Raw genomic sequence first — 17,264 nt, forward strand, 5'->3', positions numbered from 1 at the left:
ACACCTAAAATAATAAAGCGTTAGAGCAGCATAAATATTCGTATAATTCCGGGAATCGGCCCGGAAGTCTCTACGAGGTCACCGTAATGACCTGGCTACGATTAAGAAGAGCAAGGCCTCACGATCCTTCGGATTTTTATCCATTGGACATGCGAAGCTGCTCTTTTTTCGGGCCGGTGTCTCCCAAGATGCCGGCTTTTTGTTGCTTTCAGACAACATACACCTTAGGGGGAGAACAATTTGAACCGCTTTTTCAAGTTGAAAGAAAACGGCACCACAGTGCGCACAGAGATCATGGCCGGTCTGACCACGTTTATGGCAATGGCGTATATTTTGTCGGTAAATCCCGGCACGCTGACTGCTTTTGGCCGAATCGAAATGGGTTGGTATCCTGTGTTTCTGGCGACTGCGCTGGCGGCAGGGATCTTCACCATTGCGATGGGGGTGTTCATCAATTTTCCGGTAGCGCTGGCACCTGGTATGGGCCTTAATGCATATTTTGCTTCCGTTGTTTTATCCTCGCAGACTACTGATCATCCATTCACTTGGCAGATGGGATTAACCGCCGTATTTATTTCCGGTATTATCTTCATCCTGTTGACTATTACCCAGGTCCGGCAGATTCTGCTGACTGCGATTCCCGACAGCCTGAAGCATGCCATTACCGTCGGTATCGGCTTGTTCATTACCATTATCGGCCTCAAGAACAGCGGACTGATGACGATCGGCGTTGAAGCCGGGAAGGATATCGCCGCCAATAAGTTCACAGACGTCCTTTCCTTTGAAACGGTTATTCATATGGGCAGCCTGGAGAATACCAATGTTCAATTGGTGATTATCGGCCTGCTGCTGATCTCCATCCTGATGGTGCTGCACGTGCGCGGCGCAATCCTGTTCGGAATTCTGGGCACGACCGTCGTCGCAATTCTCATGGGCGCTGTTGATTTCAGCACGCTGTCGAATCCGCAGACGCCTTGGGTTCCTGATTTCTCACAGCTCAACTTCTGGGAATTTGACTGGGAGGGCATTATGCATACCGGTATCGTGTCCGCAATTGCCACTTTCACGTTCGTAGAATTGTTTGACACATTTGGTACGCTTGTTGGTACCGCTGAGCGTGCCGGAATTATGAAGAACCCCGAAGAAGGCAAAAAACGTGTCGGAAATGCCATGTTCGTCGATGCAGTAGCTGTTGCTGGCGGTGCGATGCTGGGAACTTCCACCACTACTGCTTACGTAGAGAGTGCTGCCGGTGTAGCCGAAGGCGGCCGGACAGGTCTGACTGCTGTCACTACCGGTGTCTGCTTCCTGCTGGCTCTGTTCTTGGCACCAGTTGTCGCGCTGATTCCAGGTCCGGCTACTGCGGCCGCGCTGATCATTGTCGGTGTGCTTATGGCGCAGTCCATCCGTGAAATTGATTTTCAGGATATGGTCCTGGCCATTCCGGCGTTCCTTACCTTTGCCATCATGCCTTTCACTTACAATATTGCGAACGGGATTTCGTTTGGTATTGTAACCTATGTCATTCTGGCCTGTGTTGCCAATCTTGCCGGCAAGAAGAAATACGACATCCACTGGATGATGTGGGTGCTCGCCGTCCTGATCGTACTGCGTTACCTTCTGGTCGGCAGCCAGGGCTAAGGATAGCCTTCGTCAATTTTACCAGAACTTGCAGTTTCCTATTTCCGCGGCCCTGCCTATATTAGGCGGGGCTTTTTTCTCGTGGTCTTTTCATCATCCGGCATTTGGATTATATTGTTGAAGAGGTGATCCCTATTTCCGGCTTATTTAAAAGAGTGTACCGATCCTGTATAGACAATCCTTGGCCGCTCGCGTTGTTTGTGCTGGGTGCGATTGTGCGGATAGTCTATCTCGGATCTATCCCTGCAGGACTTAATCAGGACGAGGCATCCATCGGCTATGATGCTTATGCAATCCTGCATTACGGGATTGACCGCAACGGTATCCATCTGCCTATTCACCTTATTGCCTGGGGCAGCGGACAGAATGCGCTGTATGCTTATTTATCCATGCCTTTTATCTGGCTCTTCGGGCTGACGCCGCTGTCTGTCCGGGCGCTAAGTCTGGTGATGGGGCTGCTTGGCATGATTTTTTTCTATTTATGTATGAGGCAGCTGTTTCCAACGCGGGCAGGCGGTATTTTTGCCATGTTCTTCATTGCCATCAATCCCTGGCATATTATGATGTCCAGATGGGCGCTGGAATCCAATTTGTTCCCTACCCTGATTCTGATTGCCGTCTATTGTCTGCTGAAATCCTTTCAGACCCCCAAGTGGTCTTACGGCTTTACGGTTATCATGGCAATTTCGCTATATGCGTACGGAACAGCCTACTTTTTTGTGCCGGTATTTGCTATCTGTGCCGCATTTCTTCTATTGTATAGTAGAACCTTGAAATTAAGGGTACTGGTATGGAATGTTGTTTTTTTTGTAGTCCTGGCTCTGCCTATACTATTGTTTATAATAATTAATCATTACGGACTTCAAGAGGTTGCCACCAAGCTTTTTACGATCCCCAGATTAACCATGCCCAGGGTGGAGCAGATTTCCTCTGTATTCGGCGGAGAACTTCTGCACACAGCTTCCAGCAACTTCAGCAGGTTTATTGAGCTGATGCGCAGCGGGAACGACGGACTGCCCTGGAATGCCATATCTCCATACGGTTATGCTTACCCGATCGCGCTGCCCATTGCTCTGCTTGGGCTAATTGTCCTGACTTATGAGCTGTATCAGCGCGGGCGCGGGGGGCTTGGGCATATAACCGTATTGCTCTGGCTGGGAATCGCTATCCTGATGTCCTTGATCACTGACGTGAACATTAACCGGATTAATATCATTTTCTATCCGCTGATTATGCTGGTTGCCACAGCTGTATTCTGGCTGTATCGGAAGCTGAAGCTTGCCGCTATGTTGTCGGTAGCCGCATTTGCTGTGCTGTTTGGCTTTTTTACAAACGCCTATTTTGGCAAGTTTCCTGAGGAGATTGGCCCGGCCTTTTATGATTCACTGGGAGAGGCTATACAGTACGCTTCAGAAACAGCCGGCGGTGATATTTATGTCACAGATAAAGTCAACATGCCCTATATTTATGTGCTTTTTTATGAGAAAATCAATCCGCATGACTTTCTGCATTCGGTCAAATATATCAATCCCGGTGATGCTTTTCAGATGGTGTCTTCCTTTGGACGATACAAATTTGGCGCTCCGGGTATTGAGCCGGGACAGGCGGCATATATCTTTGGGAACAACGACCCCGTGCCTGCTGTGAACGGTGGGTACACGATTAAGAAATTTACTAATTTCAGTGTGCTTATTTATGACAATACGGAAGGTGTTGCTGCTTCGAATGTTGAAGGAGTTCAGGCGGAAGTGCCTAATGGGGGTTTTGAAGAGGGCACCACGGGCTGGAGCTTTTCAGCGGGAACGGGTGTGGCCGGCAATAATCCTTACTCGGGAGCAAGCCAGGCTTATCTAGACATAGGTCCGGACAAAAACATACGGCAGACCTTTACCGCCCGTACAGGTACCTATAAAGTAACCGCTATGGTGTGCGCGGGAGGTTCTGGAGGAAAAATGGGCATCCGGGTAAATGGTATTGTAAGAGCGGAAGCTGAACTGACTGCAGGGGATAAATATCACACTGTTGTACTTCCGGGTGCGTCCCTCAAGCAGGGCGAGCAGGCAGAGATTTACATAACCGGCGGGAATGGCTGGATTAACATTGACGAGGTGAGGTTGGAACGATGATCAGGAGTACACGCACGGCCGCAATGTTGGTTTTAATGCTGTTATTGTTCATTCTTCCTGTAACAAGCAGTTATGCAGCGGGCAATTTACTGCAGAATCCGGGCTTTGAGGATGGGGAGGAGGGTGCCCCTGCAGGGTGGACCAAGGACATGTGGATCCCGGGGGACAGCTCAGGGCTGCTCTCGGTGCAGTCTGAGGAAGTCCATTCCGGTACCAGGGCTGCGGTTATTGAGAATCTGGAACCCAACCACCTCAAATGGGTGCAGACGATTGCAGTCTCGCCTAAAAGCTATTATAAGATCTCCGGTTATGTCAAAATCGTCAGCACTGCAGGCCAGGGACTGGGTGCAAACATTTTCCCTGTAGGCATTGGAGGGGGGTATCCCGCTACCACGGATACAGGCGGAAATTGGCAGTACCTTGAATTCTACGGCCAAACCGGCTCCGGTCAAAAAGAGCTTGGCATTGGTGCAGCCTTGGGCGGCTATGCCAGTCTGATTCAGGGAAAAGCCTACTTTGATGATCTGTCGGTAGAGCAGGTGGATGCCGCTCCTGAGGGAGCCGGTGTCATCTCGCTCGACAGCGGAGCGGCAGCAGCCCAGAACGGAGGCGGCCAGGCTGCGGAGACCCCGCATAAGGTATCACCTGCCAAGCTGCTGCTGCTGTCGGCAGTGTTTAGTGTTTTTTTCGCTTTTTTCTATAATAGGGCGTTCCGCAGTGAACGGCTTCTGAAGCAGCCGGATGCTGTCTATACCCGGTGGCTCTATGTGGTTTTCGGCGCGGCCTTGATCCTGCGGATCTGGATTGGTTTGACCGCGCAGGGATATCAGAATGACATGAATACCTTTATCGCCTGGGGCCAGCGTATTGTAGACCTGGGGCCGGGCAAGTTCTATGAAGAGGGATATTTTGCTGATTATCCTCCAGGTTATTTGTACATATTGTATGTGCTGAGCCTCATTCGCGGACTGTTCGGATTTGCGCACGGCTCAGGGGGAGAAACACTGCTCTTCAAGCTGCCGGCAATTCTTTCCGATCTGGTGCTGGGCTGGCTGATTTACCGGGCAGGACGTAAGAAACTGGGTTCCGGCATGGCTGTCGGCCTGATGCTCCTGTTCCTGTTCAATCCGGCGGTGCTGATGGATTCTGCCGCTTGGGGGCAGGCGGACTCTTTCTTTTTAGTATTTCTGCTGCTGAGTATTCTGGGCGCATCGGAACAACGCTTTGTGCGCTCGGCAATCTTCTTCGCCCTGGCCACGCTTGTTAAACCGCAGGCGCTGATTTTCACTCCTGTACTGCTGTTTGCCTTCTACCATCACCGTGCCTGGAAGCAGCTTGCGGCCGGCGCCCTTTACGGGCTTGGCATCTTTGCAGTACTGGCGGCTCCATTCTTCTGGAATAACGGCGGAATTGGCGGGCTGGTTGATCTTTATAAGGGAACCCTATCCTCCTATCCCTATTCTACGGTGAATGCTTTTAATCTATATGCGCTGACCGATCCGTTGTGGGCTTCGATTGATTCTATGTGGCTGGGTATTACTTACCGGGCATGGGGGTTTATTTTCATCCTGGCGGCCGTTGCCCTTGCAGCGTATTACTCTTTCAAAAAAGACCGCAAAGAGCTCTCAAAGTCCTTCTTTATCGGTATGGTTCTCATCACAATCGTATTTGTATTCGGGACAAAAATGCATGAACGGTACATGTACCCGGCATTGCTGCTATGTCTGTTCACTTATATCGAGAGCCGGGACCGCCGGTTCCTGACGCTGTTTCTCGGATTTACTTTGACTCAGTATCTTAACGTAGGGTACACGCTGGCCCATCTGAATGCCGGCAATAATCCGCCCTCCGACGGTATTGTATTAGTGACTGCGATTGCCAATATTGTTTTGGCTTTATACATGCTGTATGTAGGGTATGCAGTATATGTGCGGAAAGAAATTAAGCCCATTCTTCCCCCGGCTGCGGCGGCAGAGAAATATGATGCGGACATGGAACTGGCCGAGGGGATGCGTCCTCTTCCTAAGGGCACCAGCCGGATAGGGCTGCCCAAGCTGCAGCGCAAAGACTGGATCTGGATGCTGGGCATTACCGCCGTCTATACGGCGCTTGCTTTATTTCATCTGGGCTCTACCAAAGCTCCGGAAACCTTGTGGGAACCGGCCGCCAGCGGCGAAAGCTTTGTTGTGGACCTTGGACAGAGCAGACAGCTTGAGCGGGTAAATATATTCGGCGGTGTCGGGACCGGCAAATTCAGACTGGAATTCAGCCAGTCGCCGGATGCCTGGAGCGGCCCGCTGGATGTCAACGAGGATGTCGGCAATGTGTTTATCTGGAAAAGCCAGCCTTTGAACGTTGCCGCAAGATATGTGAAGCTGACCGTTACTTCTCCAGGATTCACATTGAATGAAATGGCCTTCTATGAACAGGGGGGAGGCAAAAAGCCGCTTCCGGTCACAAGCGTTACACCTGATGCCGCAACTGCCAAAAGGGGACAGCCGTCCAACCTGTTTGATGAACAATCGATCATTCCGGAGAATTCCGGGTTTATGAACAGCACCTATTTTGATGAAATTTATCATGCCCGTACAGCTTATGAGTATGCACACGGTATCGTTCCGTATGAGAATACCCACCCGCCTCTTGGCAAGCTGCTAATCTCTGTGGGGATGGAGCTGTTTGGCGTCAATCCGTTCGGCTGGCGGATTATCGGCACGCTCTTTGGTATTGCCATGCTGCCGCTGATCTATATAATGGCTCTGAGGCTTTTCAAAAAGAGTCTCTATGCCGCTCTTGCCGCAGGATTGTTCGCACTTGATTTCATGCATTTCACCCAGACGCGCATCTCAACCATCGACGTCTACGGTGTATTCTTCATCATGCTGATGTTCTATTTTATGCAGCGGTATTTCACAATGAGCTTCTATCGCGTTCCGCTGCGCCGGACGCTGGTGCCGCTATTCTGGTCGGGGCTGTTTTTTGGGATTGGCGTCGCCTCCAAGTGGATTGTAATCTACGGGGGGGCGGGACTTGCCATCATACTGGCCCTTGCCCTGTTTGAACGCTACAGGGAATACAGAGCGGCGGGACGTTTGCTGGCGGAGGGCAGAGTGGGGGATCAGGAGCTTAAGGCTGCCTGCCGCACCGCGGACGGGTCGTTCTGGAAGAATACCATTGTTACTTTGCTTAGCTGCGTGCTGTTTTTTGTCATTATTCCAGGCGTGATTTACAGCCTGTCCTTTATCCCGGTTCTGTCTGTCTCGGCAGATGGCTATACCTTCAAAGGCCTGATTGATGCACAAAAGAATATGTACAATTACCACAGCCAGCTTGTTGCCACCCATCCGTTCGCTTCTTCCTGGTGGGAATGGCCATTCATGAAACGGCCGGTATGGTTTTTCAGCGGCGGTGAAGGACTGCCGGAAGGACAGGTAAGCAGCATCGTGACTATGGGGAACCCGCTGATCTGGTGGACCGGCATTTTTGCTATGCTGGCTTCGGTCTGGTTTACAGTCAAGCGCAAGGATAAGAATCTGTACATGATCTGGATCGGGTTCTTCTCGCAGTATGTTCCATGGATGCTGGTGCCGCGTGAAACGTTCCTTTACCACTACTTTGCAATGGTGCCGTTTATGATTCTTGCCATTGTATACATCATGAAGCTGCTCGACAGTAAATACCCGGAGGCCCGGTATATGCGTTATGCTTATGTGGCCGTTGCCGCACTGCTTTTTGTAATGTTTTATCCTGTGCTGTCAGGCATGCAGGTTAGTAAAGATTATGTGGACGTTGTGCTGCGCTGGTTCCCTTCCTGGGTTTTCTAATGAAGTGGCGGATGCTTACACAGCAGTTACACAATTTTAGGAGGAACCAAGGTGAAAGCCAGATACAGTGTGATTGTCCCCATGTTCAATGAGGAAGAGGTCATTCAGCATACGTATGAGCGTCTCAAAAAGGTCATGGACGGCTGCGGCGGTTCTTACGAGCTTGTCTTCGTTAACGACGGGAGCCGGGATCGTACAGCTGAGATTATGCGTGAGGTCAGCAGCCGCGACGAGCATGTCAAGCTGGTTGATTTCTCGCGCAATTTTGGCCATCAGGTGGCGATCACGGCGGGGATGGATTATGCTGAAGGCGAGGCGGTCGTGGTTATTGATGCGGATCTTCAGGACCCGCCTGAGGTGATTTTGCAGATGATCGCGAAGTGGAAAGAGGGGTATGAGGTAGTCTATGCCAAGCGGCTTAAGCGTCAGGGAGAGACTCTTTTCAAAAAAGCAACTGCGAAGATGTTCTACCGTCTGCTCAGCAGCATGACCAGTGTGGAAATTCCTACAGACACGGGGGATTTCCGGTTAATTGACCGCAAAGTGTGCGATGTGCTGCGCGGTCTGAAGGAGAAAAATCGCTATGTCCGGGGGCTGGTAAGCTGGGTGGGCTTCCGCCAGACCATGGTTGAATACGTGCGTGAAGAGCGTTTTGCCGGTGAAACCAAATATCCGCTGAAGAAAATGATCCGGTTTGCGCTGGACGGCATCACCTCCTTTTCCCACAAACCGTTAAAAATAGCATCATACATTGGCTTCTTTCTGTCCTTCTCAAGCTTTCTTTATCTGTTCTTTGTTTTGTTTCAGAAAATATTCACCTCATGGACTGTCCCGGGCTGGGCTTCTATCGTCGGCGTGAACCTGCTGTTTAATGGTATTGTGCTTATGCTGCTCGGTGTAATCGGTGAATACATTGGGCGAATCTATGATGAATCCAAGGATAGACCGCTATATATCGTGCGTGAGACGAGAGGTTACGGCGATGCGGAGAGCGGCGAAGAGAAAACGGGCGTGCGGAAGGACAACGATTATGTCAGATAGACAGCTTAATGCAGGGTTCATCCAGTTTTTAAAATTTAATGCCGTAGGTGTGCTGAATACCTTGATTGATTTTGCCGTCTTTACCCTGCTGCATTCACTGGGAATGTTGAATACTCCGGCACAGATCATTTCTTACAGCGCCGGTACGGCCAATAGTTTCATATGGAACAAGAAGGTGACCTTTCGGGATCAGGACCGGGGAAGCAAGGACGGTTTTGACCGGATGCAACTGGTAAGGTTTATAATACTGAACCTGATTGTGCTGGGCATATCGGTCCTGCTTATGCATTTGCTGACAGACCGCTTCGGTATTCAGGTGCTGGTTGCCAAAGTGCTGGTTACTATAGTAACCGTAGTGATCAATTTCTTCGGAAGCCGGAAGTGGGTATTTTAAAACAGACTAACTTACGGAGGTGATTTCATGCGCAAGTTCTCTTACTTGATTATTCTTGCCGGGATTCTGATTATGCTGTACCCCAAAGCAAATGAATGGTACAACGACTGGCAGCAGCAGAAGCTGCTGGAGGAAGCGGAACAGGCATACAGTGAGATTACGCCTTCACCGTCACCGCAGTCAGATTTGCACAAACAATACGCTGAAGTCACCCAGCTTCTCGCTGAGGAATCCTCTGAGGGTGACCTGGCGAAAGCGACAGAAGCCCCGGCTCCCGAAGTTAAGCTGGGCGGCAAGATCACAGGCATTATCCAGATCAGCAAAATCAATTTGAAGCTGCCTGTACTGGAAGGGGCAACCAAAGCCAACATGAAACATGCTGCCGCCCATATGAAGGAGACCGCTGCTATTGGGCAGGTTGGCAATGCTGCGATTGCCGCACACAGATCAAGAACTGCAGGCAGGCTTTTTAACAGACTCAATGAAGTTGAGGTCGGTGATACTATATCCGTACAAACAAAGGAACAGGATTACCAATACGTAGTATATGATATTTCAATTGTAGAGCCTACGGATGTTTCCGTATTAAATGGACATAACGATGATAAGATACTCACTCTGATTACCTGCGATCCATTGGTCAATCCGACGCATCGCCTGATTATTCATGCCAGATTGCCTTAAATTCCAATTAGCTGCGGATTAAAAGTGAAGTATATTAAAATTTTATTAAAAAGTAGTAGGAATCTAGTGATTTAGGTCTTGAATATAGATATAAGTATGATACTATATAACTATAAAAGCTAAGCACGATAACGGCAAACCTATCGAAAGGTAGGGACGCAAAGCTAAAGGGCCTTCCCGCTATGGATGGCAGCCAGCTACCGAATGAAGAGGCTTTTTTTGTTTGTTCTTAATATGAATCTATCAAATCGCTCTATGAAGTAAGAACAGATAAAGCTTATACGATAACGGCAAACCTATCGAAAGGTAGGGACGCAAAGCTAAAGGGCCTTCCCAATACGGATGGCAGCCAGCTACCGAAAGGGGTTTTATCCATGAAGAAGTTCTTTTTTTCGTTGTTAACATTGTTTGTAGTTGCCACTTCCGTTCAGACAGGCTCAGCTGAAGCCGCCAGTACTGACTCAGGCTGGTTGAATACATCACAATTGAATCAAGGAGTTATCGCTGTTTCCTATGAAGTTCCTAAGGACAAGCGTATTAAGCTCATGATCACTAAGGACAACAACAGCTACACATATAACCTCTATGCCTCTAAGCCCAATGAGACCTTCCCGCTGCAGCAAGGTAACGGTTCTTATAAAGTTTCTGTTCTGGAGAACACTACCGGCAACAAATACAAAGTGATATCCTCCGAAACCGTAGACCTCAGCTTGAGCAATGCAAACACCGTATACTTGAGCTCCGTACAGAATGTGAAATGGAGTTCTTCCGATAAATCAGTTCTGAAGGCCGCTCAGCTTACTCAGGGCCTGACCACTGATGAACAAAAGGTAAAAGCAATTTACAACTACATCGTTTCTAATGTGAAATATGACTATAGCTTGGCTTCCAGTGTTACGACCGACTACATCCCTAACAATGACAATACTCTGGCTACCAAAAAGGGGATTTGCTACGATTATGCTTCATTGTTTGCAACTATGCTTCGCAGTCAAGGCATACCTACCAAATTGGTCATGGGGAATACCAGCTATGTGACTTCATACCATGCCTGGAATGAAGTTCTGCTTGACGGCAAATGGGTGACTATCGACACTACAGTCGATGCCGGCTTGGGCAAGAACAACAAAGATACAGGATTAATAAAAGTAGCAAGCAAATATTCTGCAGCGAAGTTTTATTAAGAAGAGTGAATGTGCTATTAACAATAGGATTTTTGAAGATAACCCGCTTAAATATTAAGCGGGTTATCTTTCTTTTTCTAAAGGGTTGCTTTTTTATATCACTATAGGGTATTATAAATAAGCGTTGTTGGAGCGCTGCCAAGTAAATTAGAAACGATTGATTAAATCGTTACAAAAAAAGCTTGCATTGCTAAGACAAACATGATATATTATAAGAGTTGCTGGTGACGAGATAATCGACACCGACGACGAGCTTGATCTTTGAAAACTGAACAACGAGTGAGTGGGATTTCACGTAAGTGAGATCCAAATTAGAGAATATTTTATTCTCGTCAGATGTTTCAAAATGAGCAATCGCTCTTTTCAATATCTTTTTCGGATGGTTATTTTCTCGGAGTAATTCGGGTGAAGCAACCGCTCGAAAAAACCTATTTGGAGAGTTTGATCCTGGCTCAGGACGAACGCTGGCGGCGTGCCTAATACATGCAAGTCGAGCGGATTTACTGGAGTGCTTGCACTCCAGTAGGTTAGCGGCGGACGGGTGAGTAACACGTAGGCAACCTACCCTCTAGACTGGGATAACTACCGGAAACGGTAGCTAATACCGGATAATTCCCTGGCCCACCTGGGCTAGGGATGAAAGGCGGAGCAATCTGCTGCTAGAGGATGGGCCTGCGGCGCATTAGCTAGTTGGTGGGGTAACGGCCTACCAAGGCGACGATGCGTAGCCGACCTGAGAGGGTGAACGGCCACACTGGGACTGAGACACGGCCCAGACTCCTACGGGAGGCAGCAGTAGGGAATCTTCCGCAATGGGCGAAAGCCTGACGGAGCAACGCCGCGTGAGTGATGAAGGTTTTCGGATCGTAAAGCTCTGTTGCCAGGGAAGAACGTCCGGTAGAGTAACTGCTGCCGGAGTGACGGTACCTGAGAAGAAAGCCCCGGCTAACTACGTGCCAGCAGCCGCGGTAATACGTAGGGGGCAAGCGTTGTCCGGAATTATTGGGCGTAAAGCGCGCGCAGGCGGCTATTTAAGTCTGGTGTTTAAACCTTGGGCTCAACCTGGGGTCGCACTGGAAACTGGGTGGCTTGAGTACAGAAGAGGAAAGTGGAATTCCACGTGTAGCGGTGAAATGCGTAGAGATGTGGAGGAACACCAGTGGCGAAGGCGACTTTCTGGGCTGTAACTGACGCTGAGGCGCGAAAGCGTGGGGAGCAAACAGGATTAGATACCCTGGTAGTCCACGCCGTAAACGATGAGTGCTAGGTGTTAGGGGTTTCGATACCCTTGGTGCCGAAGTTAACACAGTAAGCACTCCGCCTGGGGAGTACGGTCGCAAGACTGAAACTCAAAGGAATTGACGGGGACCCGCACAAGCAGTGGAGTATGTGGTTTAATTCGAAGCAACGCGAAGAACCTTACCAGGTCTTGACATCCAACTAACGAAGCAGAGATGCATTAGGTGCCCTTCGGGGAAAGTTGAGACAGGTGGTGCATGGTTGTCGTCAGCTCGTGTCGTGAGATGTTGGGTTAAGTCCCGCAACGAGCGCAACCCTTGACTTTAGTTGCCAGCAGGTAAGGCTGGGCACTCTAGAGTGACTGCCGGTGACAAACCGGAGGAAGGTGGGGATGACGTCAAATCATCATGCCCCTTATGACCTGGGCTACACACGTACTACAATGGCCGGTACAACGGGAAGCGAAGCCGCGAGGTGGAGCCAATCCCAGCAAAGCCGGTCTCAGTTCGGATTGCAGGCTGCAACTCGCCTGCATGAAGTCGGAATTGCTAGTAATCGCGGATCAGCATGCCGCGGTGAATACGTTCCCGGGTCTTGTACACACCGCCCGTCACACCACGAGAGTTTACAACACCCGAAGTCGGTGGGGTAACCCGCAAGGGGGCCAGCCGCCGAAGGTGGGGTAGATGATTGGGGTGAAGTCGTAACAAGGTAGCCGTATCGGAAGGTGCGGCTGGATCACCTCCTTTCTATGGAGAATCGTTTCCTGCAACGGAAACATTCAAATCGGAAGCTTGACTTCCATTAGAACCCTTGGGTTCGAACACTCACTCGTTGCTCAGTTTTGAGAGTCCAAGCTCTCAAGCAAGACCTTGATCCTTGAAAACTGGATACCGAAACGAAAATGCGTTTTAGAACATCTTTTAGCTGAAACTTGTGTAAGCAAGTTGAAATAGTTATTAGTTGATACAGCGATTTTCCCTACGGGAAAACGCATGGTTAAGCTAATAAGAGCACACGGAGGATGCCTAGGCGCCAGGAGCCGACGAAGGACGTGGCGAACAACGAAACTGCCTCGGGGAGCTGTAAGCAAGCTTTGATCCGGGGGTGTCCGAATGGGGAAACCCAGCTGTGGTAATTCACAGTTACTCATACCTGAATACATAGGGTATGCAGAGGCAGACCAGGGGAACTGAAACATCTAAGTACCCTGAGGAAGAGAAAACAATAGTGATTCCGTCAGTAGCGGCGAGCGAACGCGGAACAGCCTAAACCAAGGGGCTTGCCCCTTGGGGTTGTGGGACGTCTCACATGGAGTTACAAAGGAACCGGGTAGGCGAAGAGGTCTGGAAAGGCCCGCGATAGAGGTAAAAGCCCTGTAACCTAAACTGTGTTCCCTCCGAGACGGATCCCGAGTAGTGCGGGGCACGTGAAACCCCGTATGAATCCGGCAGGACCATCTGCTAAGGCTAAATACTACCTGGCGACCGATAGTGAAACAGTACCGTGAGGGAAAGGTGAAAAGCACCCCGGAAGGGGAGTGAAATAGAACCTGAAACCGTGTGCTTACAAAAAGTCAGAGCCCGATCTATGGGTGATGGCGTGCCTTTTGTAGAATGAACCGGCGAGTTACGTTTAACATGCAAGGTTAAGGTGAGAAGCCGGAGCCGCAGCGAAAGCGAGTCTGAATAGGGCGACTAAGTATGTGGACGTAGACCCGAAACCGTGTGATCTACCCCTGTCCAGGGTGAAGGTGCGGTAACACGCACTGGAGGCCCGAACCCACGTATGTTGAAAAATGCGGGGATGAGGTGGGGGTAGCGGAGAAATTCCAATCGAACTCGGAGATAGCTGGTTCTCCCCGAAATAGCTTTAGGGCTAGCCTCGGTGAATGGAGTCGTGGAGGTAGAGCACTGATTGGGTGCGGGGCCCGCAAGGGTTACCAAGCTCAGTCAAACTCCGAATGCCATGGACTTCTTGCCGGGAGTCAGACAGTGAGTGCTAAGATCCATTGTCAAAAGGGAAACAGCCCAGACCATCAGCTAAGGTCCCCAAGTGTGTGTTAAGTGGGAAAGGATGTGGAGTTGCACAGACAACCAGGATGTTGGCTTAGAAGCAGCCACCATTGAAAGAGTGCGTAATAGCTCACTGGTCGAGTGACTCTGCGCCGAAAATGTAACGGGGCTAAACACACCACCGAAGCTATGGCTAGATACGTATGTATCTGGGGTAGGGGAGCGTTGTGTATACGTTGAAGGTGTACCGTAAGGAGCGCTGGAGAATACACAAGTGAGAATGCCGGTATGAGTAACGAAAAGATCAGTGAGAATCTGATCCGCCGAAAGCCCAAGGTTTCCTGAGGAAGGCTCGTCCGCTCAGGGTAAGTCGGGACCTAAGGCGAGGCCGACAGGCGTAGTCGAAGGACAACAGTTTGAAATTACTGTACCACCGTAATCCGCTATGAGCGATGGGGTGACGCAGGAGGGTAGTGACGCGGACTGATGGATGTCCGTCTAAGCAGTGAGGCTGGTGTGCAGGCAAATCCGCACACCGTAAGGCTGGGCTGTGATGGGGAGCGAAAATTATAGTAGCGAAGGTCATGATCTCACACTGCCAAGAAAAGCCTCTAGCCAGGAGAAGGTGCCCGTACCGCAAACCGACACAGGTAGGCGAGAAGAGAATTCTAAGGCGCGCGGAAGAACTCTCGTTAAGGAACTCGGCAAAATGACCCCGTAACTTCGGGAGAAGGGGTGCCTCGGTAGGGTGAATAGCCCGAGGGGGCCGCAGTGAAAAGGCCCAAGCGACTGTTTAGCAAAAACACAGGTCTGTGCGAAGCCGCAAGGCGAAGTATACGGGCTGACGCCTGCCCGGTGCTGGAAGGTTAAGGGGAGCGGTTAGGGGCAACCCGAAGCTGTGAACCGAAGCCCCAGTAAACGGCGGCCGTAACTATAACGGTCCTAAGGTAGCGAAATTCCTTGTCAGGTAAATTCTGACCCGCACGAATGGCGTAACGACTTGGGCGCTGTCTCAACGAGAGATCCGGTGAAATTTTAATACCTGTGAAGATGCAGGTTACCCGCGACAAGACGGAAAGACCCCATGGAGCTTTACTGCAGCTTGATATTGAATTTGGGTACGATCTGTACAGGATAGGTGGGAGCCGTAGAAACCGGAGCGCAAGCTTCGGTGGAGGCGCCGTTGGGATACCACCCTGATCGTATCTAGGTTCTAACCTGGTACCCTAAACGGGTACGGGGACCGTGTCAGGCGGGCAGTTTGACTGGGGCGGTCGCCTCCTAAAGAGTAACGGAGGCGTTCAAAGGTTCCCTCAGAATGGTTGGAAATCATTCGAAGAGTGCAAAGGCAGAAGGGAGCTTGACTGCGAGACCAACAAGTCGAGCAGGGACGAAAGTCGGACTTAGTGATCCGGTGGTACCGCATGGAAGGGCCATCGCTCAACGGATAAAAGCTACCCTGGGGATAACAGGCTTATCTCCCCCAAGAGTCCACATCGACGGGGAGGTTTGGCACCTCGATGTCGGCTCATCGCATCCTGGGGCTGAAGTAGGTCCCAAGGGTTGGGCTGTTCGCCCATTAAAGCGGTACGCGAGCTGGGTTCAGAACGTCGTGAGACAGTTCGGTCCCTATCTGTCGTGGGCGCAGGAAATTTGAGAGGAGCTGTCCTTAGTACGAGAGGACCGGGATGGACGTACCGCTGGTGCACCAGTTGTTCCGCCAGGAGCATGGCTGGGTAGCTACGTACGGACGGGATAAGCGCTGAAAGCATCTAAGCGTGAAGCCCCCCTCAAGATGAGATTTCCCAATTAGTAAGACCCCTTGAAGACGACGAGGTAGATAGGTTGGAGGTGGAAGTGCAGCAATGCATGGAGCTGACCAATACTAATCGGTCGAGGGCTTATCCAAAAAAGTAAAACGCAGATTCGTTTCGGATTCAGTTTTCAGGAATCAAATTCCTGAAGCATTTACGCTGTAAATGCCCGTTTGGTGGCGATAGCGGAGGGGTTCCACGCGTACCCATCCCGAACACGACCGTTAAGCCCTCCAGCGCCGATGGTACTTGGACCGAAGGGTCCTGGGAGAGTAGGACGCCGCCAAGCACATGACCACTGTTGAATAACTCAACAGTGTTTTTTTGTGTTTTGGAAAGTTTAGCTGCTGTTGGTTAGCTCATAGGATTGGCTTGTGGAGATTCGAAAATTGCAAATATTAATAGTTAGCCACATGTGGATAAAGTTCTGCAAGAGAACTTTTACCGAGTATTCCCTGGTTTATGTGGATAGAGTAGACTTAAATGTGGATACCTCGATAAATGAAAGCTTATTTAATGAACAGAGGGGGATAAACCTATGGATAACCTTACTCATCTTATATGGACCGAGCAGCATTCCGTGCATGCAAGCGATACAGATTACCGTTCCCAGGGAAAGCTGGCTTTTGTGTTGGATATGATGCAGCGCGCGGCAGATTCAGCAGTGGGCGGGTTAGGTGTGAGCCTGGAGCAGATGCTGGAGACTGGAATAGGCTGGATGCTGATTACTTTGGAACTTGAATTCAAGCGTATGCCGCGTTCGAAAGACCTTTTGACTATACATACGTGGAGTAAAGGAACCAAAGGGGCGCTCTGGCAGCGCGATTACCGGATTTTCGACGGCAACCAAATGGAAATCGCTAATGCCCGTTCGCTCTGGGCGCTTGTCGATATTGCCAAACGAAAGATACTTCGTCCCTCTGCCCTTCCGGCGAAGGTGGAGCACTATAATGGCGATTCCGTGGGTGGCATGCCGCAAAAGGTCAGAATTCCCCCAGAGCTTTCATTGGTGGAAGCCTATCGCTACCAGGTACGTTACAGCGGGCTGGATAATAATAGCCATTTGAATAATGCGCGTTATGGCGAACTATGCACGGATACGCTGTCACTGAAAGAGTGGGAGCAGTTGGAATTGGCCAGCTTCCGGATAAGCTATTTGCAGGAGGCTACATTTGGGGATGAGATAGTGATTTTGCGGACGCCCATAACAGATCAGGGAATGTTCGTACGAGGGCATAGCGGGGGAACTGTTTTTTTTGAAGCTTGTCTTAAGTTTGTTTTGTAGTGAATAAATGAAAGAGC

General features: G+C 50.1%; 8 protein-coding genes, 3 rRNA genes and 3 riboswitches. All 11 genes read left to right on the top strand.

The features are described 5' to 3' along the window. The first annotated feature begins 18 nt into the window (after window positions 1-18). A riboswitch (purine riboswitch) is annotated at window positions 19-118 on the top strand. Window positions 119-240: 122 nt separating this feature from the next. Beyond that, the gene (locus PGRAT_RS03500) at window positions 241-1,641 is read left to right on the top strand and encodes an NCS2 family permease (protein ID WP_025708338.1); all 1,401 of its coding nucleotides are present in this window, start codon (window positions 241-243) and stop codon (window positions 1,639-1,641) included. Window positions 1,642-1,796: 155 nt separating this feature from the next. Beyond that, entirely contained in the window at window positions 1,797-3,767 is a 1,971-nt protein-coding gene (locus tag PGRAT_RS03505) for a glycosyltransferase family 39 protein (RefSeq protein ID WP_155990532.1), read from the top strand. Next, on the top strand, window positions 3,764-7,591 hold the full coding sequence (locus PGRAT_RS03510) for a glycosyltransferase family 39 protein (RefSeq protein WP_052415686.1): 3,828 nt from the start codon (window positions 3,764-3,766) through the stop codon (window positions 7,589-7,591). The genes PGRAT_RS03505 and PGRAT_RS03510 overlap by 4 nt, the downstream gene beginning before the upstream one ends. Before the next feature lie 51 nt (window positions 7,592-7,642). Beyond that, window positions 7,643-8,632, top strand: a complete 990-nt coding sequence (locus tag PGRAT_RS03515) for a glycosyltransferase family 2 protein (protein ID WP_025707351.1) — start codon at window positions 7,643-7,645, stop codon at window positions 8,630-8,632. Then, window positions 8,622-9,026, top strand: a complete 405-nt coding sequence (locus tag PGRAT_RS03520; protein WP_025707352.1) for a GtrA family protein — start codon at window positions 8,622-8,624, stop codon at window positions 9,024-9,026. Before PGRAT_RS03515 ends, PGRAT_RS03520 begins: the two co-directional genes overlap by 11 nt. 27 nt (window positions 9,027-9,053) lie before the next feature. Beyond that, window positions 9,054-9,710: a class D sortase gene (locus PGRAT_RS03525; protein ID WP_025707353.1), complete on the top strand. Its 657-nt coding sequence runs from the start codon at window positions 9,054-9,056 to the stop codon at window positions 9,708-9,710. Between the two features lie 123 nt (window positions 9,711-9,833). Then, a riboswitch (cyclic di-GMP riboswitch) is annotated at window positions 9,834-9,915 on the top strand. A 74-nt stretch (window positions 9,916-9,989) separates the two neighbouring features. Beyond that, window positions 9,990-10,071: riboswitch (cyclic di-GMP riboswitch) on the top strand. A gap of 13 nt (window positions 10,072-10,084) precedes the next feature. Then, the gene (locus PGRAT_RS03530; RefSeq protein WP_025707354.1) at window positions 10,085-10,894 is read left to right on the top strand and encodes a transglutaminase-like domain-containing protein; all 810 of its coding nucleotides are present in this window, start codon (window positions 10,085-10,087) and stop codon (window positions 10,892-10,894) included. Window positions 10,895-11,323: 429 nt separating this feature from the next. Continuing rightward, window positions 11,324-12,882, top strand: a 16S ribosomal RNA gene (locus tag PGRAT_RS03535). Between the two features lie 248 nt (window positions 12,883-13,130). After that, window positions 13,131-16,057 (top strand): 23S ribosomal RNA (locus PGRAT_RS03540). Between the two features lie 77 nt (window positions 16,058-16,134). Further along, window positions 16,135-16,251: ribosomal RNA gene (rrf, locus tag PGRAT_RS03545) — 5S ribosomal RNA — on the top strand. The 16S, 23S and 5S rRNA genes sit together here, the layout of an rRNA operon. A 249-nt stretch (window positions 16,252-16,500) precedes the next feature. Next, the gene (locus PGRAT_RS03550) at window positions 16,501-17,247 is read left to right on the top strand and encodes an acyl-[acyl-carrier-protein] thioesterase (RefSeq protein ID WP_025708275.1); all 747 of its coding nucleotides are present in this window, start codon (window positions 16,501-16,503) and stop codon (window positions 17,245-17,247) included. Window positions 17,248-17,264: the final 17 nt, after the last annotated feature.

Origin of the sequence: Paenibacillus graminis, from assembly GCF_000758705.1 — a bacterium.
GTDB lineage: Bacteria > Bacillota > Bacilli > Paenibacillales > Paenibacillaceae > Paenibacillus_AQ > Paenibacillus_AQ graminis.

Bases quoted from the DNA above. Each gene is read 5' to 3' on its own strand.
- PGRAT_RS03510 (WP_052415686.1), top strand. From the start codon at position 3,764: ATGATCAGGAGTACACGCACGGCCGCAATGTTGGTTTTAATGCTGTTA.
- PGRAT_RS03530 (WP_025707354.1), top strand. From the start codon at position 10,085: ATGAAGAAGTTCTTTTTTTCGTTGTTAACATTGTTTGTAGTTGCCACT.
- PGRAT_RS03520 (WP_025707352.1), top strand. From the start codon at position 8,622: ATGTCAGATAGACAGCTTAATGCAGGGTTCATCCAGTTTTTAAAATTT.
- PGRAT_RS03550 (WP_025708275.1), top strand. From the start codon at position 16,501: ATGGATAACCTTACTCATCTTATATGGACCGAGCAGCATTCCGTGCAT.
- PGRAT_RS03525 (WP_025707353.1), top strand. From the start codon at position 9,054: ATGCGCAAGTTCTCTTACTTGATTATTCTTGCCGGGATTCTGATTATG.